The sequence below is a fragment of the Streptomyces sp. NPDC031340 genome (assembly GCF_055569945.1).
Genome location: NZ_JBVIIE010000040.1, coordinates 12,916 through 38,670, shown reverse-complemented (window position 1 = coordinate 38,670; position 25,755 = coordinate 12,916). Strand labels below are relative to the sequence as shown.

At 71.5% G+C, this 25,755-nt stretch carries 22 protein-coding genes; 9 read left to right on the top strand and 13 right to left on the bottom strand.

What is annotated here, in order from left to right:
- Nucleotides 1-78 precede the first annotated feature (78 nt).
- Nucleotides 79-2,694: a multicopper oxidase domain-containing protein gene (locus tag ACZ5GT_RS27685; protein WP_469031630.1), complete on the top strand. Its 2,616-nt coding sequence runs from the start codon at nucleotides 79-81 to the stop codon at nucleotides 2,692-2,694.
- Here the strand turns inward: ACZ5GT_RS27685 and ACZ5GT_RS27680 are convergent.
- Together ACZ5GT_RS27680 and ACZ5GT_RS27675 are read right to left on the bottom strand one after the other, a co-directional pair.
- Nucleotides 2,681-3,625: a LysR family transcriptional regulator gene (locus tag ACZ5GT_RS27680; RefSeq protein ID WP_469031629.1), complete on the bottom strand. Its 945-nt coding sequence runs from the start codon at nucleotides 3,623-3,625 to the stop codon at nucleotides 2,681-2,683. The genes ACZ5GT_RS27685 and ACZ5GT_RS27680 overlap by 14 nt on opposite strands.
- 77 nt (nucleotides 3,626-3,702) lie before the next feature.
- Nucleotides 3,703-4,956 carry an ROK family transcriptional regulator gene (locus tag ACZ5GT_RS27675; protein ID WP_469031628.1) on the bottom strand — a complete coding sequence of 418 codons (1,254 nt, stop codon included), beginning with the start codon at nucleotides 4,954-4,956 and terminating at the stop codon, nucleotides 3,703-3,705.
- Between the two features lie 387 nt (nucleotides 4,957-5,343).
- Between ACZ5GT_RS27675 and ACZ5GT_RS27670 the strand changes: the two genes are divergently transcribed.
- From ACZ5GT_RS27670 to ACZ5GT_RS27635, 8 genes are all read left to right on the top strand, one after another.
- A complete protein-coding gene (locus tag ACZ5GT_RS27670; protein ID WP_469031627.1) occupies nucleotides 5,344-6,642 on the top strand; it encodes an ABC transporter substrate-binding protein in 1,299 nt (432 codons plus the stop codon).
- A gap of 82 nt (nucleotides 6,643-6,724) precedes the next feature.
- Nucleotides 6,725-7,651, top strand: a complete 927-nt coding sequence (locus tag ACZ5GT_RS27665) for a carbohydrate ABC transporter permease (protein ID WP_469031626.1) — start codon at nucleotides 6,725-6,727, stop codon at nucleotides 7,649-7,651.
- 14 nt (nucleotides 7,652-7,665) lie between these two features.
- Nucleotides 7,666-8,508 (top strand): carbohydrate ABC transporter permease, encoded by an 843-nt coding sequence (locus ACZ5GT_RS27660; RefSeq protein WP_398265235.1) that lies wholly within the window; start codon nucleotides 7,666-7,668, stop codon nucleotides 8,506-8,508.
- Between the two features lie 9 nt (nucleotides 8,509-8,517).
- Complete coding sequence (locus ACZ5GT_RS27655; RefSeq protein ID WP_469031625.1) at nucleotides 8,518-8,904, top strand: C-glycoside deglycosidase beta subunit domain-containing protein; 387 nt, start codon at nucleotides 8,518-8,520, stop codon at nucleotides 8,902-8,904.
- Nucleotides 8,901-9,995 carry a sugar phosphate isomerase/epimerase family protein gene (locus tag ACZ5GT_RS27650; protein WP_469031624.1) on the top strand — a complete coding sequence of 365 codons (1,095 nt, stop codon included), beginning with the start codon at nucleotides 8,901-8,903 and terminating at the stop codon, nucleotides 9,993-9,995. Before ACZ5GT_RS27655 ends, ACZ5GT_RS27650 begins: the two co-directional genes overlap by 4 nt.
- Nucleotides 9,996-10,394 (top strand): C-glycoside deglycosidase beta subunit domain-containing protein, encoded by a 399-nt coding sequence (locus ACZ5GT_RS27645; protein WP_469031623.1) that lies wholly within the window; start codon nucleotides 9,996-9,998, stop codon nucleotides 10,392-10,394.
- 9 nt (nucleotides 10,395-10,403) lie between these two features.
- The gene (locus tag ACZ5GT_RS27640; protein WP_469031622.1) at nucleotides 10,404-11,429 is read left to right on the top strand and encodes a sugar phosphate isomerase/epimerase family protein; all 1,026 of its coding nucleotides are present in this window, start codon (nucleotides 10,404-10,406) and stop codon (nucleotides 11,427-11,429) included.
- Nucleotides 11,430-11,431: 2 nt separating this feature from the next.
- Nucleotides 11,432-12,208 carry a TIM barrel protein gene (locus ACZ5GT_RS27635; RefSeq protein ID WP_469031621.1) on the top strand — a complete coding sequence of 259 codons (777 nt, stop codon included), beginning with the start codon at nucleotides 11,432-11,434 and terminating at the stop codon, nucleotides 12,206-12,208.
- Between the two features lie 471 nt (nucleotides 12,209-12,679).
- On the opposite strand, the gene ACZ5GT_RS27630 is transcribed toward ACZ5GT_RS27635, so the two are convergent.
- The 11 genes from ACZ5GT_RS27630 to ACZ5GT_RS27580 all read right to left on the bottom strand — a co-directional run bounded on the left by ACZ5GT_RS27630 (nucleotide 12,680) and on the right by ACZ5GT_RS27580 (nucleotide 25,606).
- A complete protein-coding gene (locus ACZ5GT_RS27630; RefSeq protein ID WP_469031620.1) occupies nucleotides 12,680-13,651 on the bottom strand; it encodes a sugar phosphate isomerase/epimerase family protein in 972 nt (323 codons plus the stop codon).
- On the bottom strand, nucleotides 13,648-14,598 hold the full coding sequence (locus ACZ5GT_RS27625; protein ID WP_469031619.1) for a sugar phosphate isomerase/epimerase family protein: 951 nt from the start codon (nucleotides 14,596-14,598) through the stop codon (nucleotides 13,648-13,650). The genes ACZ5GT_RS27630 and ACZ5GT_RS27625 overlap by 4 nt, the downstream gene beginning before the upstream one ends.
- 8 nt (nucleotides 14,599-14,606) lie before the next feature.
- The gene (locus ACZ5GT_RS27620) at nucleotides 14,607-15,617 is read right to left on the bottom strand and encodes a sugar phosphate isomerase/epimerase family protein (RefSeq protein WP_469031618.1); all 1,011 of its coding nucleotides are present in this window, start codon (nucleotides 15,615-15,617) and stop codon (nucleotides 14,607-14,609) included.
- A complete protein-coding gene (locus ACZ5GT_RS27615; protein WP_469031617.1) occupies nucleotides 15,617-16,522 on the bottom strand; it encodes a sugar phosphate isomerase/epimerase family protein in 906 nt (301 codons plus the stop codon). Before ACZ5GT_RS27615 ends, ACZ5GT_RS27620 begins: the two co-directional genes overlap by 1 nt.
- Entirely contained in the window at nucleotides 16,519-16,911 is a 393-nt protein-coding gene (locus ACZ5GT_RS27610; RefSeq protein WP_469031670.1) for a C-glycoside deglycosidase beta subunit domain-containing protein, read from the bottom strand. The genes ACZ5GT_RS27615 and ACZ5GT_RS27610 overlap by 4 nt, the downstream gene beginning before the upstream one ends.
- Nucleotides 16,912-16,913: 2 nt before the next feature.
- Nucleotides 16,914-18,455, bottom strand: coding sequence for a GMC oxidoreductase (locus ACZ5GT_RS27605; RefSeq protein ID WP_469031616.1), 1,542 nt, complete (start codon nucleotides 18,453-18,455; stop codon nucleotides 16,914-16,916).
- A 91-nt stretch (nucleotides 18,456-18,546) separates the two neighbouring features.
- Complete coding sequence (locus tag ACZ5GT_RS27600; protein ID WP_469031615.1) at nucleotides 18,547-20,070, bottom strand: GMC oxidoreductase; 1,524 nt, start codon at nucleotides 20,068-20,070, stop codon at nucleotides 18,547-18,549.
- A 28-nt stretch (nucleotides 20,071-20,098) separates the two neighbouring features.
- On the bottom strand, nucleotides 20,099-21,022 hold the full coding sequence (locus ACZ5GT_RS27595; RefSeq protein WP_469031614.1) for a thioredoxin family protein: 924 nt from the start codon (nucleotides 21,020-21,022) through the stop codon (nucleotides 20,099-20,101).
- The gene (locus ACZ5GT_RS27590; protein ID WP_469031613.1) at nucleotides 21,016-22,098 is read right to left on the bottom strand and encodes a Gfo/Idh/MocA family protein; all 1,083 of its coding nucleotides are present in this window, start codon (nucleotides 22,096-22,098) and stop codon (nucleotides 21,016-21,018) included. Before ACZ5GT_RS27590 ends, ACZ5GT_RS27595 begins: the two co-directional genes overlap by 7 nt.
- Before the next feature lie 183 nt (nucleotides 22,099-22,281).
- On the bottom strand, nucleotides 22,282-23,499 hold the full coding sequence (locus ACZ5GT_RS27585; RefSeq protein ID WP_469031612.1) for a glycoside hydrolase family 3 N-terminal domain-containing protein: 1,218 nt from the start codon (nucleotides 23,497-23,499) through the stop codon (nucleotides 22,282-22,284).
- A gap of 121 nt (nucleotides 23,500-23,620) precedes the next feature.
- Nucleotides 23,621-25,606: an N-6 DNA methylase gene (locus ACZ5GT_RS27580; protein WP_469031611.1), complete on the bottom strand. Its 1,986-nt coding sequence runs from the start codon at nucleotides 25,604-25,606 to the stop codon at nucleotides 23,621-23,623.
- Nucleotides 25,607-25,755 lie beyond the last annotated feature (149 nt).

The window sequence follows — 25,755 nt, the reverse complement described above, 5'->3', positions numbered from 1 at the left end:
CCTTCGCCCGCGGACCCGCACGGCCCCCGTGCCGCGGGGCGCCTGCCGCGAGCCGCCTGGCACCTGAGGGTGAACGCCGTGGTCGCGGTCTGGCTGCTGCTGTTCGCCGTCGCCGCGCTGGCGCACCCGTTCGTGCCGCAGGCCCGCTGGCTGCTCGTGCATCTGCTGCTGCTCGGGGCGGTGAGCAACGCCGTCGTGATCTGGTCGGGGCACTTCGCCGCCTCCGTGCTGCGGCTGCCCGAGTCCGACCGCGGGGCCCCGGCGGCATTCAGACTGGCGGCCCTCAACGCCGGGGCCGTCGCCGTGACGGCCGGCCTGGTCGCCGGTTCCTGGCCCACGGTGCTCGCGGGCGGCACCGCGGTCGCCGCCGCCGTCACGGTGCACGCCGTCCGGCTGGCCGGCCTGGCGCGCCGGGCCCTGCCCGGTCGCTTCACGATGACCGTGCGCTACTACGTCGCGGCCGCCGCCCTGCTGCCCCTGGGAGCCGCACTGGGCGTGATCATGGCGCGCGGCGGTCTCTCCGACGACCTCGCCGCCCGCGTGCTGACGGCGCACAAGCTGATCAACCTCTTCGGCTGGCTCGGCCTCACGGTGGCCGGCACGCTGGTCACCCTCTGGCCGACGATGCTGCGCACCCGCGTGGCGGACGGTGCCGAGCGGGCGGCCCGCCGGGCCCTGCCCATCCTGCTCGGTGGCCTGGGCGCGGCCGTCGCCGCGGTACTCGTACTGCCGCCGCCCGCGGCCGCCGCCGGTGTCGCCGTCATCGCGGGCGGGCTGGTCGTCGCGGGCGTCCCCTGGGTCCGCGAGGCACGGGGGAAGCCGCCGTCCACGTTCGCCACCTGGTCGGTGGCGGCGGGCAGCGCCTGGCTGCTCGGCACCCTGGCGGCACTGGCGCTGACGCTGCTGACGTCGCCGTCCTGGCCCGCGGCGGCGGAGCGGACCTCGGCCCTGACCGCCCCGCTGGCCGCCGGGTGGATGGCGCAGGTGCTGCTGGGCGCGCTGAGCTTCCTGGTGCCGGTGGTGCTCGGCGGCGGACCCGCCGCCGTACGGGCCACCACGGCGGAGCTGGAACGTGGCGGCGCCGCCAGGCTGACCGCCGCCAACGCGGCGCTGCTGCTGTGCGTGCTGCCGGTGCCCGGCACGGTGCGGGTGACCTGCTCGGTGGTGCTGCTGGGCGTGCTGGTGGCGTTCCTCGCGTTGCTGGTCCGGGCCGTCCTGCACCACCGTGCGCGGGGTCGGAGCACGACGTCCGAGGTCCGCGGCGTCCGTACCGAACCTGCGGCAGAGCCGCAGCGGCCGCACCGGGTGCTGGGCGGGGTGGCCGCCGGGGTCGCCGTCGTGGTGCTGGCCGTGGTCGCCGGCGGCGCGGCGGACGTACGGTCCCTGCCCTCCGCCGCGGCCGCCACCGAGGACGGGCGGACGGTGGTTCCCACCGGCCGCACCACCACCGTGGCGGTCACCATCCACGGAATGCGCTTCACCCCGGACACCATCAAGGTGCCGAGAGGCGACCGGCTGGTGATCAAGCTGCACAACCTGGGCACCGACCGGCATGACCTCGTCCTGGACACGGGTGCCCGCACCGGCCGGATCGCCCCGGGGGAGCGGGCCGTACTCGACGCGGGCACCGTGGGACACGACCTCGAGGGGTGGTGCTCGGTGGTGGGACACCGGCAGATGGGCATGGTCCTCACCGTCCACGCCACCGGTACGGCGCCCCCGTCCGCCCCCGGCCACTCCATGGCGCGGGGGGACGGCGGCCCGGCGGACTCCGGCGGCGAGTCGGCGCGCGACTCGGCCGCGAAGGCGTTCGACCCGATGGCCGAACCGCCCGCCGGTTTCACCGGCCGTGACCCCCGGCTGCTCCCCGCCCGGGGCGGTCCCGGGCACACCGTGCACCGCGAGACCCTCACCGTGCGGGACGTCGTACGGGAGGTGGCCCCTGGTGTCAGGCAGAAGCTGTGGACCTTCGACGGGACCGCCCCCGGCCCCGTGCTGCGCGGCCGCGTCGGCGACACCTTCGAGATCACCCTGGTCAACCGTGGGACCACCGGCCACTCGGTGGACTTCCACGCCGGAGCCCTGGCTCCCGACCGGCCGATGCGCACCATCCAGCCCGGCCGGTCGCTGACGTACCGGTTCACCGCCACCCGCAGCGGGATCTGGATGTACCACTGCTCCACGATGCCGATGTCGCTGCACATCGCCAACGGCATGTACGGCGCCGTCGTCATCGACCCCCCGGGCCTTCCGCACGTCGACCGGGAGTACGTGATCGTCCAGTCGGAGCTGTACCTCGGTGCGCAGGGCGGGACGGCCGACCCGGAGAAACTGTCGGCCGGGCGGCCCGACGCCGTCGTCTTCAACGGCTACGCCAACCAGTACACCCGCGACCGGCCGACCGCCCGCGTCGGCGAGCGGGTCCGGGTGTGGGTGCTGGACGCGGGGCCCGACCGGCCCGGCGCGTTCCACGTCGTCGGCGGCCAGTTCGACACCGTCTACCAGGAGGGCGCCTACCGGCTCCGCCCGGACGACCCCGGACACGGCGGTGCGCAGATCCTCGACCTGGCCCCCGGATCGGGAGGGTTCGTCGAGCTCTCCTTCCCGCAGGCGGGCGACTACCCGTTCGTCTCGCACCTGATGAGCGACGCCGAGCGGGGAGCCCGCGGCGTCTTCAGGGTCACGGCCCGGTGACGCGCGGGGGGTCACCCGACTCCCCGCGCACCTGCTCGGCGGCCTGCAGCACCAGGCCGCGGAAGAAGACGTGCTCGGCGTCGGCGTGGTTGACCGGGTGCCACCACATGGCGTCGACCAGCGGGCCGACGCCGATGGGGCAGGGGAGCGCGCGGATGCCCGCGTCGGCCGGGAGCCGGCGCACCAGCCGCTCCTGGAGCAGCGCTATCCGGCGCGTCCCGGCGACCAGGTCGGGGACGGCCAGAAAGCTCTCCGTCACGACCTGGACCCGCGGTTCGATCCCGAGGATGCGCATCTGCCGGGCGGCCGAGGTGGAGGACGTCAACCCGTGATAGGTCGCGACCCACGGCAGGGCTTCCAACTGTTCGACCGTGAGGGTGTCGCCGATGTCGGGGTTGTCGACGGAGACGACGACGACCCAGGTGTCGGTGAGCACGTTCGCGTGAGGAAGGTCGGTGACGAATCCGTGCGGGACCACCATCAGGTCGGCGGTGAGCAGGGTCTGCTCGGCCTGGTCGACGGCTTGGGTGGTGGAGTGGACGAGCCGCAGCCGCGCGTTGGGCGCTTCCAGGCCGAGCAGTTCGGCGATGGGGCTGCCGAGGACGACGCAGGCGTAGTCGCTGAGGATGACGCTGAACTCCCGCGTGGTCTCCTTCGCGTCGAAGGCAAGCCGCGCGGAGAACACCCGCTCGGCGTCGTCGAGGGCGAGCCGGACCCAGGGCCTGAGCTGTTCGGCCAGGGGGGTGAGACGGTATTCGTTGCCCACCCGGGTGAGCAGTTCGTCGCCGAAATGCCTGCGGAGCTGGGACAGGGAGGCCGACAGTGACGGCTGGCTCAGGCCGAGCTGCTGGGCGGCCCTCGTGACGCTGCGCTGGTCGAGCAGCGCGGCGAGGGACACCAACAGGTTGAGGTTCATGTTCGCGAGCCGCACCGCTCCCGCCTCTCAGTGACGCCGATACGAACCACTTTCCGGCAATTCCCGCAAGATGTCGCTCGTGTCGCTGGGTGTCAGACCGCCGTACCGGCCAGGTCCGGGTGTCCGGCCGGGGTCGAGTACGAGAGCCACCGCTCCAGCCGGGACGGTGCGAACAGCTCGTCCAGGGTGAGGTGCACGGCCCCGGCGAGGCCCGCGTGCAGGCTGGACGACGGCTCGATGCGCAGGGTCCGGGTGGCCAGCGGGAGCGAGCGGCGGTATACGGTCTCCCGGATGGCCGCCAGCACGTAGTCGCCGGCGCTCACCACTCCGCCGCCGAGGACGACGAGCGCCGGATTGTAGAAGCTGACGAGCGTGGCGAGGGTGGTCCCGACCAGGCGTCCGGCGCGGGCCAGCAGGGCGCGGGCCGCGGCGTCTCCGTTCGCGGCGGCCCGCGCGATGTCCGCCGAGGTGAGCGTGCCCGTCGTGGAGAGCGTCTCCAGCATGGCCTGGCTGCCGCCGTTCTTGGCCAGCCGGCGGCCTTCGCGGACGAGTGCCGCCCCGCCCGCGACCGCCTCCAGGCATCCGTCGTTGCCGCAGCGGCAGGTGACGTTCTCGGCCTCCGCGACCAGGACGTGCCCGATGTCTCCCGCGCAGCCGTTGGCCCCGCGGTGCAGGCGGCCGCCGGACACCAGCCCGGCGCCGATACCGGTGCCGATCTTCACGTACAGCAGGTCGGTGGTCTCGTCGGCGGCGGGGTTGCCGCGCAGCTCGCCGAGCGCGAGCAGGTTGACGTCGTTGTCGACCCAGGTGGGGGCGTTGTAGCGGCGGGAGAACCGCTCGCGGATCCGGTAGCCGTCCCAGCCCGGCATGATCGGAGGGGCCACCGGGAGGCCGGTGCTGAACTCGACGGGGCCCGGCACGCCGATGCCGATGCCCCAGACGGCCTGTCCTTCGCCGGTCCTGGCCAGCATCCCGTCGATGACTTCCTCGACCCGGGTGAGAACCACCTCGGGGCCGTCGGCGATGTCGATGGGTTCGGCCGTGCTCTCCAGGATGCGGCCCGACAGGTCGGCCAGGCCGAGCTCCATGCCGGTCGCGCCGATGGCCACGCCGATGACCAGGCCCGCTTCGGTGCGCAGGCGGAGCATGCGGGGAGCGCGGCCGCCGCTGGAGGGCCCCACTCCCGCGCGGGTCACGAGCCCCGCCGACTCCAGCTCCGCGATGCGTGCCGCGATGACGCTGCGGCCGAGGCCGACCTGCTGGGTGAGCAGGGGCTGCGTCATGCCGTCACTGCCGCGGATCGCCGCCAGTACGGCGGCGAGGCTGTCGATTCGCCCAGAGGGCACGGCCCCTCCTTCATCGACCCGTCCTGTCCGGCGCGGGCTTCATTTTTTCCGTTGCCCGGCAAAAGTACCACCGGTTCCGGATCAACCGCATGGTCGAACGGAGGAAGCCCGGGGGGCGGGCTCGGCTGGGTCCCGGCTCCCCGGGAAACGGCGTGGCGGCCGCCCTCCCGGCGATCTCCCGAGGGTCTCCCGGTGATCTTCCCGGGGTTCCCGTGCGGCGGCGCACCGGGAACTGCCTGCGATGCGGATAGGCCGATCCTATGGCCGCTATCAGCAAACTTTTGTTGATGAGCGGCGGAAGCTCTGTAACACTCGCGACACACAGTCAGTGAACCCGGCGGGCACCCGCTCCTCCGGTCGCCCCCTGGCCACGTCGAAAGGCTCCCCATGACGTTCTCGATCGCCCGGCGCCGCCGCAGCGCCACGGCCGTGGCGCTGCCTCTGGCCGCCGGACTCCTTCTGACCGCCTGCGGAAACGGGGGCGGTACCTCGGCCAACGGCGAGGAGCCCAAGACCATCACGCTGTCCTACGCGAGCGCCAACACAGGGGAGAAGGCGTTCGAGACCCTCGCCAAGGACTACATGGCCGCGCACCCCGGAGTCCACATCAAGACGAACCGGATCGCGCTGAACACCTACAACCAGACCCTGACGACGCAGATGCAGGCCGGGAACGGCCCGGATGTCATGTACGTGAACGCCGGTACCGGACAGGCCGGCTCGGTGGGCCAGCTCGGCAAGGCCGGCCTCCTGCTGGAGCTCGACGCCGGCCTGAAGAGCGTCCTGCCCGAGGGGACGGAGGAGCTCTACTCGGCCAACGGGAAGTTCCTGGGCGTCCCGGTTTCCCTGGCCATCAGCGGAATGGTCTACAACAGCGACCTGGCCAAGGGGAGCGGCGTCAGCATCACGCCCGACTCCACCCTCGAAGAAGTGCTGTCGCAGTGCGCCAAGGCCAAGAAGGCCGGCAAGTCGGTCTTCGGTCTGGCGGGTTCCGTCTCGCAGAACACCGGCATCCTGACGATGGAGATCGCCTCCTCCACGGTGTACGGCGTGAACCCGGACTGGAACAAGGACCGCGCCGCCGGTAAGACCTCGTTCGCGAAGACCGAGGGCTGGCGCCAGGCCCTGCAGGCGATCGTCGACCTGAAGAAGGCCGGCTGCTTCCAGGACGGCGCGGCCGGGGCCGGCTTCGACGCCCTCACCAACGGCGCCAGCCAGGGCAAGCTCTTCGGGTTCTTCGCGCCGAGCGGCGCGACCAAGGACATCATGGACGCCGCGGGCGGCCACGTGAAGCTGACCGCCCTGCCGTTCCCGGCGCCGAAGGGCACGAAGACCTACCCGGCGCTGACCGCGAACATCGGCCTGGCGGGGAACAGCAAGACGAAGAGCCCGAAGCTCGTCCAGAGCTTCATCAAGTTCGCCGTCTCACCGGCCGAGGCGAAGAAGTTCGCCGACGCGCAGGGCAGCATCCCGGTCGGGAAGAGCATCTCGCCGTCCGACCTGCTGCCGCAGTACCAGCCGATCGCGGACATGCTCAAGAACAAGCAGTACCGCCCGTACGGAATCGACGCCTGGCCGAACGGCCAGATCTACGAGGCCCTCGGCAGCGGCGTCACCGGCCTGCTGACCGGCCAGAAGTCGATCAGTGACGTGCTCAAGGCGGCCGACGCCGCCTGGACCAGCTGAAGCCGACCGCTGCGCGGGACGGGTCAGGCCCGTCCCGCGCACCGGCCGGACCGTGACCGTGAACAGGACGAGGAACGGCAGAATGACGACGACGGAGAGCCGCGCCGCCGCGGCCGTGAAGGTGAAGACCACGGCGGCTGAACCACGCCCGTTCCACATGGGCTACGGCTACTGGTGGTGGGCGCTGCCGGCCATGCTGCTCATGCTGGCCTTCATCTACGCGACGACCGCCAGCGGCGCGTTCTACGCCTTCACCGACTGGTCGGGGATCGGTTCCTTCCATTTCGTCGGCCTGAAGAACTTCTCCAGGATCTTCCAGACCGAGGAGCTCACCGGAGCGCTCGTCAACACGCTGCTCCTGGCGTTCGGCTTCCTGTTCTTCAGCAACGTGGTGGGGCTGCTGTTCGCGCTGGCCCTCAACCGCGGTCTGAAGAGCCGGTTCGTCCTGCGGACCCTGCTGTTCATGCCCGTGGTGATCGCGCCGGTCGCGGTCTCGTACATCTGGAAGTTCATCTTCGCGTACGACGGCCCGCTGAACGACACGTTGCAGGCGGTCGGACTGAAGAGCTGGCGGCACGACTGGCTGGCCGAGCCGAAGCTCGCGCTCGCGGCCGTCCTCGTCGTCATGGTCTGGCAGAGCATCGGCTTCACGATGGTGATCTATCTGGCCGGACTGGCGGGCGTGCCGGAGGAACTGGAGGAGGCCGCCGCCCTGGACGGGGCGGGCCCGCTGCGGCGGTTCCGGTCGGTGACGCTGCCGATCATCCAGCCGTCCGTCGCCATCGCCACGACGCTGTCGCTCATCCAGGGCCTGCGGATCTTCGACCAGGTGCTCGCGCTGACCGGTGGCGGCCCGTCGGGGGCCACGCAGACTCTGGCGACCGAGGTGTACCAGCACACGTTCGTCTTCGGCAACTTCGGTTTCGGCGCGGCCCTGGCCCTGATGCTGAGCGTCCTCATCCTCATCTTCACCGCCGTCCAGCAGTTCCTCACCCGCGACCGTCTCTAGACAGGACTCGAGCCGTGTTCCGCTATACGAAGAAGACGCTGGTCCTCGAGATCGCCACGCTGCTGGCGACGCTCGCGATGCTGATGCCGTTCTACTTCCTGATCTCCACCTCGCTGAAGACCCAGAGCCAGGTGCTCGGCACCTCGGCACTGTCCTTCCCGACGAGCCCGACCTTCGAGAACTTCACCACACTGCTGTCTCCGTCCGGCGACGCCTCGTCGAGCATCTTCCAGGGACTGTTCAGCAGCGTCCTCATCACGGCCGGGACCATCGTCGCCCTCATCGTGATCGGCGCGCCGGCGGCGTACGTCTTCGCGCGCAGCACCAGCCGCTGGAGCACCTACACCTTCTACCTCTTCACGATCGCGATTCTGCTGCCGACCCAGCTCGGTGTCGTGCCGCTGTACGTCGAGGCCCGCAACCTCGGGCTGGTGGGCACGCCGTTCGGGATGGTCGTGATCTACACGGGGATGCTGATCCCGCTCGCCGTCTTCCTGTACAGCGGGTTCGTCCGACGGCTGCCGCGCGACTACGAGGAGGCCGCGACGGTCGACGGGGCGTCCCGGACCAGGGTTTTCGTGCAGGTGGTGTTCCCGCTGCTGGCCCCGGCGACGGGCACCGTCGCCATCCTGGCGGGCCTCATCGTGTGGAACGACTTCTTCACCGCGCTGATCTTCCTGAACGGCTCCGGATACCAGACGCTGCCGGTGGTCATGTACAACTACGTCGGCTCGCTGGTCTCGCAGTGGAACCTGATCTTCGCGGTCGTGATCATCTCCATGATCCCCATTCTCGTCTTCTACTTCTTCATGCAGAAGAAGTTCATCCAGGGCTACGCAGGCGGACTGAAAGGCTGACCCCGCATGATGCCCGAACAGATAATCGAACCCGGAACCCTGACGTTCCGCGGCGACCGGGTGCGCGTCTCCGTCCGCATGCCCTGGTACCGGGCGCTGCCCCTGTCGTCGGTCGCCGGTGTCGGCTGGACCGTGGACGGGGCCGAGGTCCCGCAGGAGTCGATCACGTGGACCGTGGACGGCCGCACCTACCGGCTCGACGAGCTGCCCGCCCGCCACGGCCTGTGGTGGTACGTCCTCGACTCCGCGGAGATCGAGGGCGCGCTGCCGGCGCTCGCTGACCGGGACGAGCACGAGGTGAGCGTGACGCTGAGCCTCTACATCCCCTACATCACGACCGATCTCGGGGTCCTCCGGATCGAGGAGAGCGACACCAAGACGATGGCGGAGGCATGAGCACTCTCGGCACGCCCGTCCAGGGCGTCACCCTGTACAGCTTCACCCGCGCCTTCCACGGGCGCCGCCACTCCTTCGAGGAACTGGTCCGGGAGGTCGCCCGGCGCGGCCTCGGGCCGGGCCTGGAACTGGTCGGCTTCCAGAGCATCAAGGGCTTCCCGGACGTCGACCCGGCGTTCGTGGACCGCTTCCGGTCGCTGACCGACGAGACGGGCCTGGTGCCGACCTGCCTCAGCGCGAACGCGGACTCCGGGCTGCGCCGCGACCGGATGCTCACCGACGACGAACTCGTCGACTACATGCGCCCCCAGATCGCCGTCGCCCGGGAACTGGGCTTCCCCGTCGTGCGCGTGCAGATCTCGCTCACCCCCGACGACATGGAGCGGCTGCTCCCGGTGGCCGAGCGGTACGGCGTGCGGCTCGGCCTGGAGATCCACTCCCACCAGCACCCCCGGCACCCCCGCATCCAGGCCCTGCTGGAACGCTACGAGAAGCTCGGCTCCCCGCTGCTCGGCTTCGTGCCCGACTGGGGCGCGTCGCTGCGGGCGGTGCCGTCCACGCTGCTGCGCAAGTACCGCGCCGCCGGATACCCCGAGGACCTCGTGCAGGGACTCGAACGGCTCTGGCGCGAGCACCACGCAGAGGGCCCGCCGATGACCGAGCCCCAGCACGGGCGCTGGTTCCGGCAGGTCATGGAGCTGGCGCACCGCCACGGTGCCGGCGGACGGGCCATCGAGATGGCCGTCAACATCACCGGACTGTTCGGCCACGCCCCCGCCTCCGACTGGGCCGACGTGCTGCCCTGGACCGTCCACACCCACGGCAAGTTCTACGAGATCGACGCCGACGGCGACGAACCCTCCGTGCCCGTGCGGGAGTTGGTGGACCTCTGGGTCAGGAGCGGCTACTCCGGGGCGATCTCCAGCGAGTGGGAGGGCTTCCACTGGAACGACTGGGACGACCCCTTCGACGTCGTCGCGGGAAAGCAGGCCCTGGTCCGGGCGAGCGCCGAAGCGGCCGGCTCGCGCGTGATCGTCGATCCGGCCGAGGCCCGCGCCCTGGTGGGCCGGCCGGCAGAGAGGAACAACTAGATGTCCACCGATGACACCGTCCTGACCGACGACAGCCTGACCCGGCGCCCCGACGGCCTGGCCGTCGCCCTGAAGGTCCCCTGGTACCGCAGCCTGTGGCTGTCCAGCGTCAGCTCCATCGACGTGACGCTCGACGGCGAGCGCGTCCCGCGCGACGAACTCCGGGTCGAACTGGGCGATCGGACCTACCGGGTGGACGAGCTGCCGGACCAGTGGGACACGCTCTGGTTCATCCAGGACCGCCTCCAGGTCGTGGTCCCGCGCGACCAGCCGCCGGGCGAGGGAAGCGAGGTCGAGGTCGAGGTGGCCGTCGAACTGCGGCTGCCGTACATGCAGATCGCCCCCCAGAAGTACGTGACCAACCACGCGACCAACCGCCGTACGCTGACCGCTCGCTGAGAGGCCCCGATGACGACCCTCACCTCCCCCATCAAGCTCGGCCTCACCCTCTACTCACTGACCAGCGAGTGGGCCGCGGGCCGCTACGACCTGCGCGGCCTGCTCGACGTGGTCGCCGAAGCGGGCATCGGCCCCGGCATCGAGATCGTCGCCTCCCAGACGATCCGCACCTACCCGGAAGTCACCGACGAGTTCGTGCGCGAATGGCACGCGGCCTTCGACCGGCACGGGTTCACCCCCAGCTCGTTCGGCGCCAACCTCGACATGGGCCGCCGCCGCGACCGCGACATGACCCTCGACGAGGAGTACGAGTTCACGGCCGCCCAGTTCCGCAGCGCGCGGGCGCTGGGCTTCCCGCTGGTGCGCATCCAGAGCGCCAAGCCGGAGCTCATCCGCCGGCTGATGCCACTGGCCGAGGAACTCGACCTGACGCTCGGCTGGGAGATCCACGCCCCGCTCGGCCCCAACTCGCCGCAGGTGATGCGGATTCGCGAGCTGTACGACGAGATCGGCTCGCCGCGCCTGGGCTTCGTAGCCGACTTCAGCTCGACGATGCACTCGATGTCCCCGACGCTGCTGCGCGGTCTCGCGAAGAAGGGCCTCGCCCCTGAGGACCTGACCCGGCTGCAGGAGATCTGGGCCAAGGACTCCGGCATCAACGAACGGCACGCCGAGTTCGTCGACCACCTGCACACCCGCGGCATCGCGCCGGAGAGCCTCGGCTCGTTCGCCCGGCTCGCGTTCAACATGCACGGACACGTCGACCCGCGCGAGTGGTCCGACATCATGCCGCAGATCGTGCACGTCCACGCCAAGTTCTACGACATCGACGAGGCCGGCGACGAGCCCGCCATCGACTACCCGGCCATCGTCCGCGAGTTCGTGGCCGGCGGCTACACGGGCTTCTTCTCCAGCGAGTGGGAGGGCCACGCCTTCGCCGACCTGGACGAGGCCGATCCCGTCGATCTGGTGCGCAAGCAGCACGACCTCATCCGCCGCTCCGTCGCGGACGCCCTCACGGAAAGCCGAGCCTGACCATGTACCAGCTGGCACCCAACATCGAACTGATCTTCACCGAGGCGGGCCCGGACGCCGCCGACCGGGTGCGCGCGGCGGCCGCCGCCGGCTTCGACGCGGTGGAGATGTGGGGCACCTCCGACAAGGACGTGGCCTCGCTCGCCGCCGCCCTCAAGGAGACCGGGGTCGGCCTGACCTCCCTCCTCGCCGAGCCGCGGACCAACTTCACGCTGCCGGGGACCGACCTCGGGCCCTTCTTCACCGGCCTGGACCGGGCCGTCGAGAACGCCGGGCTGCTCGGCTGCCCGCGCGTCGTCCTCGGCTCGGGCATCGGCTTCCCCGGCGCGAAGCGCCCCCAGAACCTGGCCCGGCTGGTCGAGGTGTTCACCGAGGCCGTAGAGCGGACGCGTGACTCCGGTGTGAAGCTCGTGCTCGAACCGGTCAACACGCGCGTCGACCACCCGGGCGCGCTGCTGGACCGCACGGCCGACGCCGTCCTGGTCGCGCGCGAGGTCGGCTCCGAGTCGTTCGGCCTCCTGTACGACCTCTACCACTCGATCACCGAGGGGGAGGACCCCGCGGCGGAGCTGGCGAACGCGGCCGGCCTCGTCGACTACGTGCAGATCGCCGACGCCCCCGGACGCGGTGAGCCCGGCAGCGGCGCGATCGACTGGGCCGAGCGCCTGTCGGTGCTCCGCGCCTCGGGCTACGACGGTCCGATCGGCCTCGAGTACTTCCCGACCACCCCGTCGGTGGAGTCCCTGGCGCACATCAAGGCCGTGGCACGCGACGCGTAGCCGCTGAGACCGGGGCCCTTCGGCCACCCGCCCAGGGTGGCCGACGGGCCCTTCGGCGCTCCACGGCGTGCGCCGGGCACCCGTGCGTACGTCCCGCGCCCACCCGCGGCGGAGCCGGCGAGAACAGCACGGCCCGCGAAGGACCGGCCGGGCACGCGTGGTCCCTGACAGCCACGGCGTGCCCGGCCTCTTGCCTGTCCCGCACCAGCGCTCTCGGGCGGGGGACAGCTCGCCGCGGGACACCCGGACCGGGACGGGAGCCGGAGCCCTTCCGGCCGGCAGCGGCGTGCGGCGCCCCGGCTGCTCGCGGTCGGCGAGGTGGTGCGAGGCGGCGCAGCCGGCTCCGCCGGCGGCGAAGAGGAGTCGTCCGGCCGGTGCGGTCCTCGACCGGACATCCGTCGCGGCAACGCGGAAGCCGCCGGCGGCGAACCAGGAGGGTTCGCCGCCGGCGGCTTCGGTGTGCCGCTGCCGTCAGGCGCGGGCGACGTTCAGCTCGTGCTGGAGGTACCAGCTGTTGAGCATGGCGAGTTCGGCCGGGTTGCCGCCGTGGTCGCTCTCGACCACCACCCAGCCCGGGAACTCCCGTCGGCGCAGCGCCGCGACGAACGCCTTGACGTCGACGAGGCCGCCCTCGGTGCCGAGTTCGAAGAACCAGCGCTCGATCCGGCGCCCGCCGCCGCCGCGCAGCATCGTGGTCTCGGCGCCCGGCATGCGGTACTCGTCGCCGAGGTCGGTGTAGCGGGTGTCCTTGAGGTGCACGTGGGTGACCCGTGCGTGCCACTCCTCGTAGAACGCCACCGGGTCGATGCCGCCGATGGTCAGCTCGGCGGTGTCGAGCGCGAGGCCGACCAGCTCCGGGTCGGTCGCGTCGAGCAGCCGTCCCAGCTCGTCGGCCGTGTGCACGGCGCTCAGGCAGTCGTAGTGCAGGGCCAGCCCGACGCCCGCGGCGGCGGCCACCTTGCCGACCTCGTTCCAGACGTCCCCGATGACCGCGATGTCGTCATGGGCGAGCGGGGGCTGCATCCACGCCGGTCCGACGGGGCGCACGACGAGCTGCTCGGCGCCGACGGCGGCCAGGAAGTCGACGAACGGCCGTGCCGACTCGACGATCGCGGCATGGTCGGCGGGGTTTCTGGTGGAGCGGAACGCCCAGCCCTCCTCCTCGACCGGCTGTCCGGGATCCCAGTACATGCCGGCCACGCCGTTGACCGAGCAGCCGCGCAGGAAGCCGAGGAATCCGGCGGGGCCGCCGTGGTTGAGCTCGATGATCTCGGGCCGTCCGAGGTTCTCCCACCTGCCGGAGCCCGCGGCCAGCTCCACGTGGTCGAAGCCGAGCGCGGACAGCGTCTTCAGCGCCCGGCGCTGATCCTCGTGCCGGACGAAGACGTCCATGCGGATGTTCCACTGGTTCAGGGCGTAGGCCCAGCGCAGCGTGTCCCTCATGCCCGCACCTCCGCCTGTGCCTCGGCGAGCACGTTGTCGATGTACCACTTGGCGACGCAGGTGGCCTCGGCGTAGGTGTTGCCGCCCAGCTCGGCCTTGTCGTGCTCGACCGTCAGCCAGCCGTCGTACCCGGAGGCCACGATCTCCCGCATCAGCGCCGGGAAGTCGACGAGACCGCCCTCGGTGCCCATCTCGTAGAACCAGCGCGTCACGTCCGGGGCCATCAGCTCCGGGTCGGGCGGCGTGCGGTACGCCTCCTTGGTGTCCACGGTGTGGGTGTCCTTGAAGTGGAACCCGGTGCAGCGGTCGCGGTAGTCGCGGAACATCTGCAGGGGGTCGACGCCGGCGATCGTGTGCTGGGCCGTGTCGCAGAAGAAGTACACGTACTCCGGGTCGGTGTACTCGAAGAACAGGTCGAGCTGCGGGCGGGTGCGGATCGCCCCCCAGAACTCGAAGTGGCAGGTGGTCTTCATCCCGTGATCGAGGGTCATCCGCCCGACCCGGTTCCACAGGTCGGCCATGATCTTGATCTTGTCGTCGGTGACCGGCTCGACCTGGAAGTACGTCGTCGTCGGCATGACGATGAAGTTCTCCACCGACAGGCCCTCCACGGCCCGCACGGTCGCCTCGCAGTCGGCGAAGATCCGGTCGTGCGTCTCGGGCACGTGCGGGGCCGTGTACTTCGTCGCGTACGGGTAGGCCGAGAAGATCCCGGTGATCTTGTCGAAGCCGTTGTCCTGGAGGAATTCCTCGAACTTCTTCACCGAGCCGTACATGCCCGCGAGCATCGGCAGGTAGAAGAAGAAGGTGTCGAACCCGCGGAATCCGAGGGCGGACAACTGCTTCACATAGCGGTCCATGTAGGCGCGGTTGAACGACGGGGGCTGCGGCCCCTGCGGCGTCTCGGTCACCCAGTGGTCCATGTAGGACCAGCGTTCCCATGCCATGGCTGTCGTCAGTCTCTCTTCTGCGCGAAGGCGGCGTCGAAGGCGGCCTCGGGGGCGGTGAACAGCTTGCCGCGGACGAAGCGCAGCGCGTCGGGGGCGCCGACGAGGCGGTCCATGCCGGCGTCCTCCCACTCGACGGAGATCGGGCCGGCGTAGCCGATGCTGTTCAGGGCGCGGAAGCACTGCTCCCACGGCACGTCGCCGTGGCCGGTGGAGACGAAGTCCCAGCCGCGGCGCAGGTCGGCCCAGACCAGGTGGGAGCCGAGGCGGCCGTTGCGGCCGCCGCCGGTGTTGAGCTTCACGTCCTTGCAGTCGACGTGGTAGATCCGGTCGGCGAAGTCCAGGATGAAGGCGACCGGGTCCAGGTCCTGCCACATCATGTGGCTGGGGTCCCAGTTCAGGCCGAACGCGGGCCGGTGGCCGACGGCTTCGAGCGTCCGCTTCGTCGTCCAGTAGTCGTAGGCGATCTCCGACGGGTGGACCTCGTGCGCGAAACGCACGCCGACCTCGTCGAAGACGTCGAGGATCGGGTTCCAGCGGTCGGCGAAGTCCTGGTAGCCGGCGTCGATCAGCTCCTGGGGGACGGGCGGGAACATCGCCACGTACTTCCAGATCGCCGAACCGGTGAAGCCGACGACCGTGTCCACCCCGAGGCGGGCGGCCGTGCGGGCGGTGTTCTTCATCTCCTCGGCCGCCCGCTGCCGCACGCCCTCGGGGTCGCCGTCGCCCCAGACCGAGTCCGGGAGCATGGCCCGGTGCCGCTGGTCGATCGGGTCGTCGCAGACGGCCTGTCCCTTGAGGTGGTTGGAGATCGCGTAGACCTTCAGGCCGTACCTGTCGAGCACGGCGCGCTTCTCGTCGAGGTAGGCGTCGTCCACGGCGCCGCGGTTCGGGTCGAGGTGGTCGCCCCAGCAGGCGATCTCCAGGCCGTCGTACCCCCAGGAGGCGGCGAGCCGGGCCACCTCCTCGAACGGCAGGTCGGCCCACTGGCCGGTGAACAGGGTGATCGGGCGCGACATCACTGGTCCTTGTCCGAGAGGTCCGAGAGGAGACGCCGGATGAGTGCGTGCTGGCGCCGGAGCTGGTCGGAGGCGCGTCCGACGCCGTAGTCGCCCTCGTACTCGCTGGACAGGTAGCCGGACCAGCCGCGGCGCACGAGGATCTCCAGGATCTCCGCCCAGGGGATGTAGTGGTCCTGGAGGTCGTCGTCGATCTCGTAGAACTTCGCCTGTACGTGGACGACGTGGTCCAGGACGTCCTCCAGGTCGGAGACCGGGACGACCTCCACCTCGGGCGGCCGCGCGTTTCCGTCGCCCAGCCGGCTCGCGGTGCCGCCACGGCGGTGGTGCATCCGCTTGTGGAACACGCCCGTGTCCATCAGCAGCCCGAAGTGTTCGGTGCCCGTGCGCTCGATGAAGGCGAGGTAGTCGTCGACCACCTTCGACTTGATGACCGACGGCCAGTGGATCTCCGGGCAGAGCACGATGTCCTTCTCCGCCGCCAGGTCCAGCACCCGCTCGGTCGCGGGCTCCCACACCGGGTCCGGTTCCAGGTCCGAGGTGCCGACGCCCAGCTTGGGCCGGACGAACCGGAAGCCGAGCGTCGCCGCCAGCCGGATGTCGGTCTCCAGCTGCTCGGTGGCCTCGTCCACGGTCAGGGTGCGGCCCTTGAAACGCCGGGTGTCCACCCACGAGCCGTAGCAGGTGGGCGTGAGCCCGAGCCGGTCGAGCCGGGCGAACCAGGCGTCGAGCCAGGCGGAGGGTGGGTTCGGGTAGTCCTGGACGTGGGCCTCGCCCAGGATCTCCAGGCCGGTCGCGCCGAGGTCGGCGACGTCCTCGACGCAGTCGTCGAGGGTCATGGTCACGCCGTACTCGCTCGTGTAGCTGTACAGCGAGACGCCGTACCGCAGCAGGGGTTCCGTCATCGCGTGATCACCAGTCCGCGCTCCTCGGTCCAGACCGTCGGCTGGAGTTCTTCGGGGATGTACGACATGCGCAGCCGCAGTTCCGCGGCCACGGTGTGGAAGCCGGTCGACAGCGGCTCCGGACGCGGCACCACGAGGACCGCGGGGACGTCGACGGGCCACCGGGCGGTGTCGGAGGAGCTCAGCTCGGCGGCGGAGCAGGTGACACCGCCGATGCTCCAGCCGATGTCCTCCGCCGCGAAGCGCTCACCGTCCACGGTGATGGCGGCTCCTTCGATCAGGCTGGTCCACAGCCCCCGGTAGTACGGGTTGCGCAGCCGCACCTCGAAGCCGTCGCCGGCCGGACGGTTGCGGAACCCCCGGGACTGGATCATCGGGACCTCCAGCATGGTCACCGCCTTCCTGTCGTAGCTGCCGTCCCGGCGTTCAGCCGGGCGGCGATGTCGCGGGCCCCGCCGATCGCCAGGGCCACCGACGTGAGGGTCGGGTTGCAGGCGATCGGGGTCGGGATGACGTTGTTTCCGGCCACGTACAGGCCGGACACCCCCCACACCTCGCTGTTGGGGCCGCACACGGAGGTGCCGTCGTCGGCGGGGCCCATCCGGGTCGTGCCCTGGTAGTGCAGCGACGCGCCGGGCGAGAGGGTCATGGGTTCGTCGCCGATGAAGTCGCCGAGCGCCCGTGCCGCGCGCAGGACGGACTCGCGGGCCCGGGCCAGGGTCTCCTGGTCGCGCGGGGTGAGCGTGTAGTGGATGCGCGGCTTCGGCATGCCGTAGTCGTCGGTCTCGGTGTCGTCGAACTCGACGCGGTCCGAGGCCTGCAGGTCCTTGCCGCAGAACCAGCCGAGTCCCACGATCGTGCCCGGTGCGGGCTCGTCCTCGCCGACCAGCGGAATGGGCGAGGCGTCGAGCTGCATGACCTGACCGTGGAAGGGCTCGTCGTCGGTGTACGGCACCCACGAGACGCCCGACTCCTCCGCGATCGCGCCGCCTCCGGGCCGGGAGGCCAGCGCGGCGTCGACGTCCCTCAGCCGCACGGCGAAGATCGTCTGCGGCTGGTCGTTGAGATAGCGGCCCAGGGCGGGCGGGCGCACCCCGGAGGCGTACAGCACCTGCGGAGTGCGCAGCGCGTCGGCCGCGACGACGACGTGACGGGCGCGCACCTCGTGCTCGCCGCCGTCGGTCCGGTCCCGTACGAGCACGCCGACGGCCCGGCCGTCCTCGACGAGCACGCGGCGCACCTGCGCCTCGGCGAACAGCTGGAAGTTCGGGTTGTTCCTGGTGACGTCGCCGAAGACGACGTCGGAACCGCTCCAGGCGAGGGCCCCGTCGGCGCGGCGGCGGACGGCGAGCGGCATCGGCCGGATCCGCCGTTCCTCCTTCCGGCCGGCGTCGAACTCGGCGCTCAGCCGGGTGCGCACCTCATCGGCGAAGGGGGCGTCGTCGAACGGGTGGCGGTCGACGCCGAGGATCCGCTCCGCCTCGTCGAGCAGGGCGTCCAGGTCCGGCAGGAAGGAGATGCGCTCGGCGTCGCCGGGCCGCGGGCAGGCGGCGGTCCAGTGCGCGCCCATGCCGCCGACGTTGGTCGACATGGCCAGCGCGGGCAGGCCGTCCTCGCCGGGCTGCCGGTAGCCGTCGGGCAGCAGGTGCGTACCGGCGCGGACCACCCGGCGCTCGGGGTTGGGGTAGCTGCCGGAGGCGTCCTGGGTGTGCGGGTTCGCCCCCTCGGAGAGACGCTGGGCGGTGAGCCGCGCCGCGGGGTCGGCGATGTTCTTCACGTGCAGGCCGGGCGGGTCGGCGAGCACGGGCCCCGCCTCGAACAGCGCGACGACGGCATGCGGCGCCGTCTCGCTCAGGATGCGGGCGTACGCCGCGCCGGTGGGACCGCTGCCGACGATCGCCACGTCGACGGCGTCCGGGAAGACTCTGGACATTCCACTCCATTCATGGACGGCACGCGGGACACGCCACCCGTCGACAGGACCGCCGCCCGGGTACGCACGTAGCCCCGCAGGGGCTCCGTCGTCAGTTGATCTCCGCGGCCCGGTCGGCCCCGAGTTCGGCCGCGAGCGCTGCCGCGCCGCGCACCGCAAGGGCGACGCTGGTGAGCGTCGGGTTGCAGGCGTTCGCCGTGGGGATGAGGCCGTTGCCGGCGAGCACCAGGCCCGGCACGCCCCACACCCGCGACCAGGGGTCGCACACGGACGTGCCGTCGTCCGCCGGACCCATCCGCACCGTGCCCATGTAGTGCAGCGAACTGCCGGACGGCATCAGCACGGGCGTGCCCGGCACGAACTCGCCCAGCGCGGCCGCGGCGCGCGCCTGCTGGACGCGGGCCCGGTCGAGCTCCGCGTGCTCCCGCTCGGTGAGCTCGTAGGCGATGCGGACGCTCGGCAGTCCGTCCTCGTCGGGCCGCTCGTCGTCGAACAGGAGCCGGTCCTCGGGCCGCGGCCACTTGCGCACGCCCCAGCCCATGCCCACGTAGCCCGCGGGGTTGTCGCGGTAGGGGCTGTCCTCCGGCAGCGGCACCGGGCAGACGGGCGAGTACATGATCTGCGCGTGGTACGGGTGCCGCTCCTCGTCGTACCGGACCGAGACCACGCCGCGGATCGGGTCCGCCGGCGTGGCGGCCTCCTCGGGGGGCGGCAGCACGCCGTCGCGGAGTGCCACCACACCGAAGATCAGCGGATGTTCGGTCAGGTAGCGGCCGAGGGCCGGCGGCCGGACCCCCGACGCCCACAGCAGCCGGGGGCTGCGGATCGCGTCGGCCGCCACCACGACCGCGTCCGCGCCGACCTGCTCCTCCGCCCCACTGAGCAGATCGCGGAGTACGGCTCCGACCACACGGTCGCCGTCACGGACCAGGCGCACGCACAGCGTGTCCGCCCGCAGCGTGAAGCGGGGGTCGTCGAAGAGGGGCGCGAGGACGACGTCGGAGCCGCCCCAGCGCAGGGTGCCGTCCGGGCGGGGGTCGGCCGCCACCGGCAGCGGGCCGACCTCGATCCCGTCCCGGGCGAACGTCTCGCCGACCCGGTCCAGGATCGCCGCGGCCTGCGGTGAGTCGCCGAAGGCGGCCTTGGTGACGTGCAGCAGCTCTTCGGCGGCTGTGACGTGCTCCTCCCACTCGGCCTCGTCGATGAACGGGATGCGTTCACCGCCCCGCGGCCGGGGCGTGGCGCAGGTCCAGTGCGCGCCCTGACCGCCCACGCAGGTGGCGACGGCCGCCGCGGGCATGCCCGGCGAGCCCTCGGCGGCACGGCCGATGAGGTGCGTGCCCTGGCGGGCGGTGATCGTTCCCTCGACGACAACCCCGGCCGGGATGCCGGACACGCCGTCCGCGCCGGCCCGCCCCTGCGACGCGAGCCGCGCGGTCGTCTGCTCCTCGGCCGACGGGAGGTTCTTCACGTTCATACCCGGCGGCGAGGTCACCACGGGACCGGCGTCGACCATGAGGACGGACACGCCGGGGACCCGCTCCAGCAGCAGCCGCGCGTAGGTGGCGCCTGTCGGCCCGCTGCCGATGATCAGGACGCTCGGATGGGTGGTCATGGACGCCTCCTCGGCGTTCGTTCCGGTTCTACGGTCGACGCGGCTTGCGCGGGTCGACCCAGTGCGGCAGGTCCCACGGGCGGGCGAGCGCGTCACGGAGCCGCTGCGCCAGGTCGGCGGCCTCGGGCAGCGGCGCGGGCCGTCCGTCGGCGCGCCGGTACACACGGCAGGTGAGGGCGGGCGCGGCACTCGACGGGAAGAGGTCCCGGCGGCCGACCTGGAACGTCGGCGAGCCCGGGAACCCCAGCCGCGCCGCCTCCTCGGGTGAGGTCACCTGGCGTTCGGCGACGTGGACCTCGCCCCGGCCCAGCTCGGCCAGCGTCTCGCGGAGCAGGGCGGCGGCGCGCGCGTGCGTCGGGCAGCCCTCCCACCACAGCAGCTCCACGCGCCATTTGACGGAACAGCCCGCCGGAGAGGTCAGCGGCCGGGCCACCTCGCGGCCCGCCAGGACGTCGTCGAGCGCGTCGCGCAGCCACCGGGCGTCCTGGGCCGGGTCGTCGTGGTCGCCGTCGGGAGCGCCCTGGTAGCGGACCACGCCCGCGGGGTCGAGCACGAAGACCTCGGGAGTCGCCGTCGCCCCGAACGCCCGGGCGGCCGACTGGTCGGCGTCGCGCAGGAAGGGACCGGCGAGCTCCCCGGCGGCGACCCGCGTCCGCATCACGACCGCGGAGTCCTGCGGGTGGTCGGTCTCGTCGTTGCTCACCACCTGGAGCACCGTGACGCCCCGTGCCGCGTAGTCGCGGGCGACCTGCTGCACGCGGTCGTGCCAGGCCAGGGCGAAGGGGCAGCCGTTCGCGGTGAAGACCACCACGGTCGCGGCCGAGTCCCGCGGCGTCAGCCGCACCAGGGCCCCTTCGCTGTCGGGAAGCTCGAACAGCGGCGCGGCGTCGCCGACGGTCAGCCGCTCGCTCAGCCGCTCGTTCAGCCCTTCGCCCAGCCCTTCGTTCAGCACGGGGTGACCTCGACCCAGGTGTGCTTCTCGGCGGCCTCCAGTACGGCGGAGGTCACGTGGGCGGCACGCAGTCCGTCGGCGAAGGTGGGCAGTCCGTCGGGCGCGGCGCCGGACAGGGCGGCGTAGCTGTCGGCGACGAACGCGTCGAAGCAGTCCTGGTAGCCCTGCGGATGCCCGGCGGGGACGGTGACGTACCGGGCGGCCGCCGGCGATTCGCTGCTGCCGCGCATGAGCTGCCGGTTGACGTCCCGGCCGCCGATCCACAGCGTGTCGGGGTTCTCCTGGTCGAAGGTCAGGCTCTCCGTCGCGCCGTCCACCGAGAACCACAGGCGGTTCTTGCGGCCCTGCGAGATCTGACTGACGGTGACGTTGCCGACCGCCCCCAGGTCGGTCTCGAACATCACGACGGCGGCGTCCTCGGTCTCGACGCCACGGCCGCCGCGTTCGGGCACGGCGGTCATCGTCTGCGCGGCGACCCGGACGATGCGGTGCCCGCTCACGAACTCCACCATGTCGCACCAGTGCACGCCGATGTCCGCGAAGGCGCGGGACGGGCCGCCGGCGGCGGCGTCCACCCGCCAGTTGTCGTCGGTGTCCGCGGCGAGCCAGTCCTGGAGGTACGAACCGTGCAGCAGACGCACCGGCCCGGTGGCACCCGCCGCGACCCGGGCGCGGGCCTCCCGGACTGTGGGGTAGAAGCGGTAGACGAACGGCACGGTCGCCGTGACACCGGCCTCGGCGGCGAGGCGCACGAGTTCCTCCGCCTCGGCCGGATTCACGGCCAGCGGCTTCTCGCACACCACGTGCTTGCCGGCGGCGATGGCCGCCCGGGCCAGCGGAGCGTGCGTGGCGTTCGGCGTGCAGATGTGCACCACGTCGATGCCGTCGTCGGCCAGGAGCTCCTCGACGGTTCCCGCGACGATCTCCGGACGCAGATCTTCGGCGGCTCTTCGGGAGGATTCCGGCCCGGAACCGACGGCGCGCACGACGACACCGCCCGTCCGACGGATGGCACGTGCGTGCACCTTACCCATGAATCCGACACCGACGATGCCGGCACGGACGCGATCGACCACCAGAGACCTCCACAGGAGTAGCCGTGGCTTCCAGCCACGCAGGCTCATACTTCTGTAGAAAATCGGAGGAAGTCAACGCGGCTCATGCCTAAGAAAGCTGATGTTGCACATAGGTGGGAGTGATGGCGTCGACTTCCGTCCGCTGTCGGCGGAAGGAGGTGGTGTGAGCGCTGTGCGGGCTGCTCAGCCGCAGTTGAGCAGCCCGGCGGCGGCCTTCGCGGCGAGGACGCGGTGCACGCTGTCGGCGACGCCGGAGCGGAACGCGGCGTCGGTCTGCATGCGGGAGCTGACCGCCTGGGCCATCGCGGGCACGATGGACGGCTTCACGGTGAGGACCAGGTCGCCGCCCGCCGCGAGGAAGGCGGTGGCGCGCTGGGCCGGCGTGTAGGACCGGACGGCGACGGCCTGTCCGAGGTCGTCCGAGATGACGACGCCCTTGAAGCCGAGCTGGGTGCGCAGCAGATTACGGACGACGGTGGGGGAGAACGCCGCGATGTGGTTGGGGTCGATCTTGGTGTAGGTGGCCAGCGAGATCATCACGAACGGCGAACCGGCCTGGATCCCGGACTTGAACGGCGTGAGGTAGGAACTGGTGGTGGTCGTCACCGAGTCGACGACGTTCGCGGTGGTGTCGGTGTTGCCGATGACCCGGCCCAGCCCCGGGAAGTGCTTGAGCGTGGTCATCACGCCGGCCTGCTTGGACCCGACCGCGAACGCTTTGCTGTGCGAGGCGACGACGTCGGGTGTGTAGCCGTACTCGCGGTAGTAGCGCCCGATGGGCTGGTTGCGCGTGCCGAGACTGGCCGGCACCACGTCCGCGACAGGCGCGAGATTGAGGTCCACCCCGGCCGACTTCAGCTGGCTCGCCCAGCCCGCGGCCCGGCTGCGCAGCGTGGAGGTCGACCAGCCGCCCTGGGTCAGCGCGTTCGGCATGGTCGAGAAGCCGGGACCACTCAGCACCTGCACCTGGCCGCCCTCCTGGTCGGTGGAGACGAAGAGCCCCACCCGCTTCCCGGAGACCGTGTCCGCCTGGCCGCGGATGCCGTCCACCACGTTGCGCGTGGCCGTGACGCCGGCGCTGCTGCGCCCGGTCAGCATGACCGAGCCCACATGCTGGTCACGGAGCGTCCGCAGGTCGGTCGTGCTGGGGCTGCTCGCGGACACCCCGCCCATGAACAACTGCCCGATGCGCTGCGCCTGGGTCATGTCGTTGTACACGCTGTCGGCGCAGGAGGCCGCGGCGACGGCGGGATCGGCCGCCGGTCCGGCCACCGGGCGCAGGGCCTGCGCCCGGGCGCCGGGTGCGCCGCAGACGGTCGCGGCCAGCATCATGCTCACGAGCGGGACCCCCGCACGCAGGGCCGCCGAACGGCCCGCTCCGGGGAGGCGAAGACGACTCATGAAGGGCGCTCCTGTCTCGCGAGGACGCACGGCAGCGCGGACGGCCTGGCACGGCCACGACCGACGTGACGCGAGCCGGTCCGCCGCGCCCGCTGTGCCTGGGCCGACCGGCCGACAAGGGTCAGATGGTCAGCCCGCCTGCTGCAAGGCTATCGCTCATGTCGCACACCAGCCCCTTGCCGGAAATCCCGGCCCTGGTGACGAGCGCTTCGAACGCCCTGAGACGGCGGAACGTCTCGGCGTAGGCCGCCTGCCTCTCCAAGGGGAGCTGCAGTACCTGGAGACGTCTGACGTCGACCCGGGACGAACTGGAGGCGTGCGTGCCCGCCTGGCGTCCGTTGGCCGGCGCGCGCAGGCATCCGGCGAGGAAGTGGGCGTCCAGCTTCTCGGGATCCACCCGCAAGGCGTAGAGCTGAGGGCCCAGAGCCACCGGTGGTCCTTCGTGGACCCACGCCGTGAAGGCCCGGATCACCCCGGCTACCACGACGTCGCCCTCTTCGGCGACGGTGTGGGCCGAGCCGGTGCGCAGCAGTCCGCCGGGAGCACTGTCGGCCAGCAGGTCGCCGACGGTGAGGAGCGGCACGGCGTTGCCACTGACAGGTGCCGTCGTCTCCGGGGGCTGCTGACCGGCGCGCAGCGTCAGGGCGCCTGCCTTGACCAGGTCTCCGACCGTCGTCGTGGTCTGCTGGGTGCCGGTCTCGACGTCGAGTGCGGAAAGACGCCGCGCGTGATCGGCCAGATCGGTCAGCAGGGCTCCGAACTCGTCCCACTTCCTAGCGAGTTCCTTCGAGGACGGTTCCGACGCCGAAGCGGTGTAGCGCCCCGGGGTGACATCCACCTCGTCGTCCAGGAGGTCGAGCAGGGGAACGCGCACGGCGCTCTCCAACGGCTCCCGGACAGGGTGGTCGAGGGACGACAGCGCGGTGAGCACGAAGGAACCGAGAACGTCCCAGTCGGGGCTCGGCTCACGCGTTCCCGGTCGTGCGAAACCCGTGGCGTCCACCAGGAGGGCGTCCTGACTGGGGGAAGGGGCGGCGGGGCCGTCCGCCGCTGCTCGCAGGACCCACAACTGCAGGGAAACACTGTGCGGTTGGGCACTGCCCGGAGGCAAGGACACCACCGCCCGAAGCACTCCGGTGCGCAGCAGCGAGCCGCGAATGCGCCGGCCCGCCTTGCGTGACGCGACCGCGGGCGGAAGGAGGACCACGGCGACGCCCCCGGGCTTGAGATGAGACAGGAGGTGCTGCACCCAGGCCAGTTCGGGCTCGGTCCGAGGGGGCAGCCCATGCGCCCACCGCTGATCGGTGGCGAGTTCCTCGTATCCCCAGTCACGCTCGTTGAAGGGCGGGTTGCACAGCGCGATGTCGGCCTTGGCTCCGGGGAAGGGGTCCTCCCGCAGCGCGTCGGCCGTGGCGACCCGCGTGCGGATGTCACGGCCGTCCGTGACGAAGCCGAGCCGGGCGGACGCCAGCGCCGCCAGCGCCGGATCACGCTCGCACGCGAGCAGTTCGAGGCCCGGGCCGTCGTACTCCTGCACGCCCGCCGCGGCCAGGTGTCCCGTGCCGCACGCCGGATCGAACACGGTCAGTCCGCCGTCCCGCGGACCTAGACGGACGGTGAGGGCGATCCGGGTCATCAGTGTGGCGAGCGGCGGCGGCGTGGTGCTGAGCTGCCGGACATGGGTTTCCAGCCACCGTTGCAGCAGGAACTCGAAGGTCCCGCGCGGCCCCTCCGCACGCCCCAGCTTCGCCGCATCGGCCACCAAGTCACGTGCCTGCAAGGAGAGTTCGGGATGGGTGATGCGCGCTCGGGAGGAACGCATCCGGCAAGCCGCCTCGGCGACGGCCAGACCGGACTCGTTCCTGCTGCCCAGCGCCTCGAAACGCGGCCAGAGCAGCTCCCGGCCCCCGATGTCCTTCAGCTTCCCGTTGTCCCGCAGCCACTTCTCGACCTCGGCCAGGGAGAACTGCGGGCTGACGTCGGTGCCCCCGATCCGCGTGGGGAAGGAGTCGTGCCGCCGGCGCCAGTTGCTCACCGCGGCCCGGCCGACGCCTGCGATCCGGGCGATCTCGGCCAGGCTGACGGGTACGACGTCGGGGGTACTCATCGATCGGTCTCCGAGGTACTGGGCGGCTGGGCCGGTCGGCGTCCCGGTCGCCGTGTTGCTGGGAAGGCTACTACCCTCATTGACTCTGTTCACAAGATTCACGTTCCACTGTGATGTGTGGGGAATGTGGAGGTCAAGAAGGATGCCGG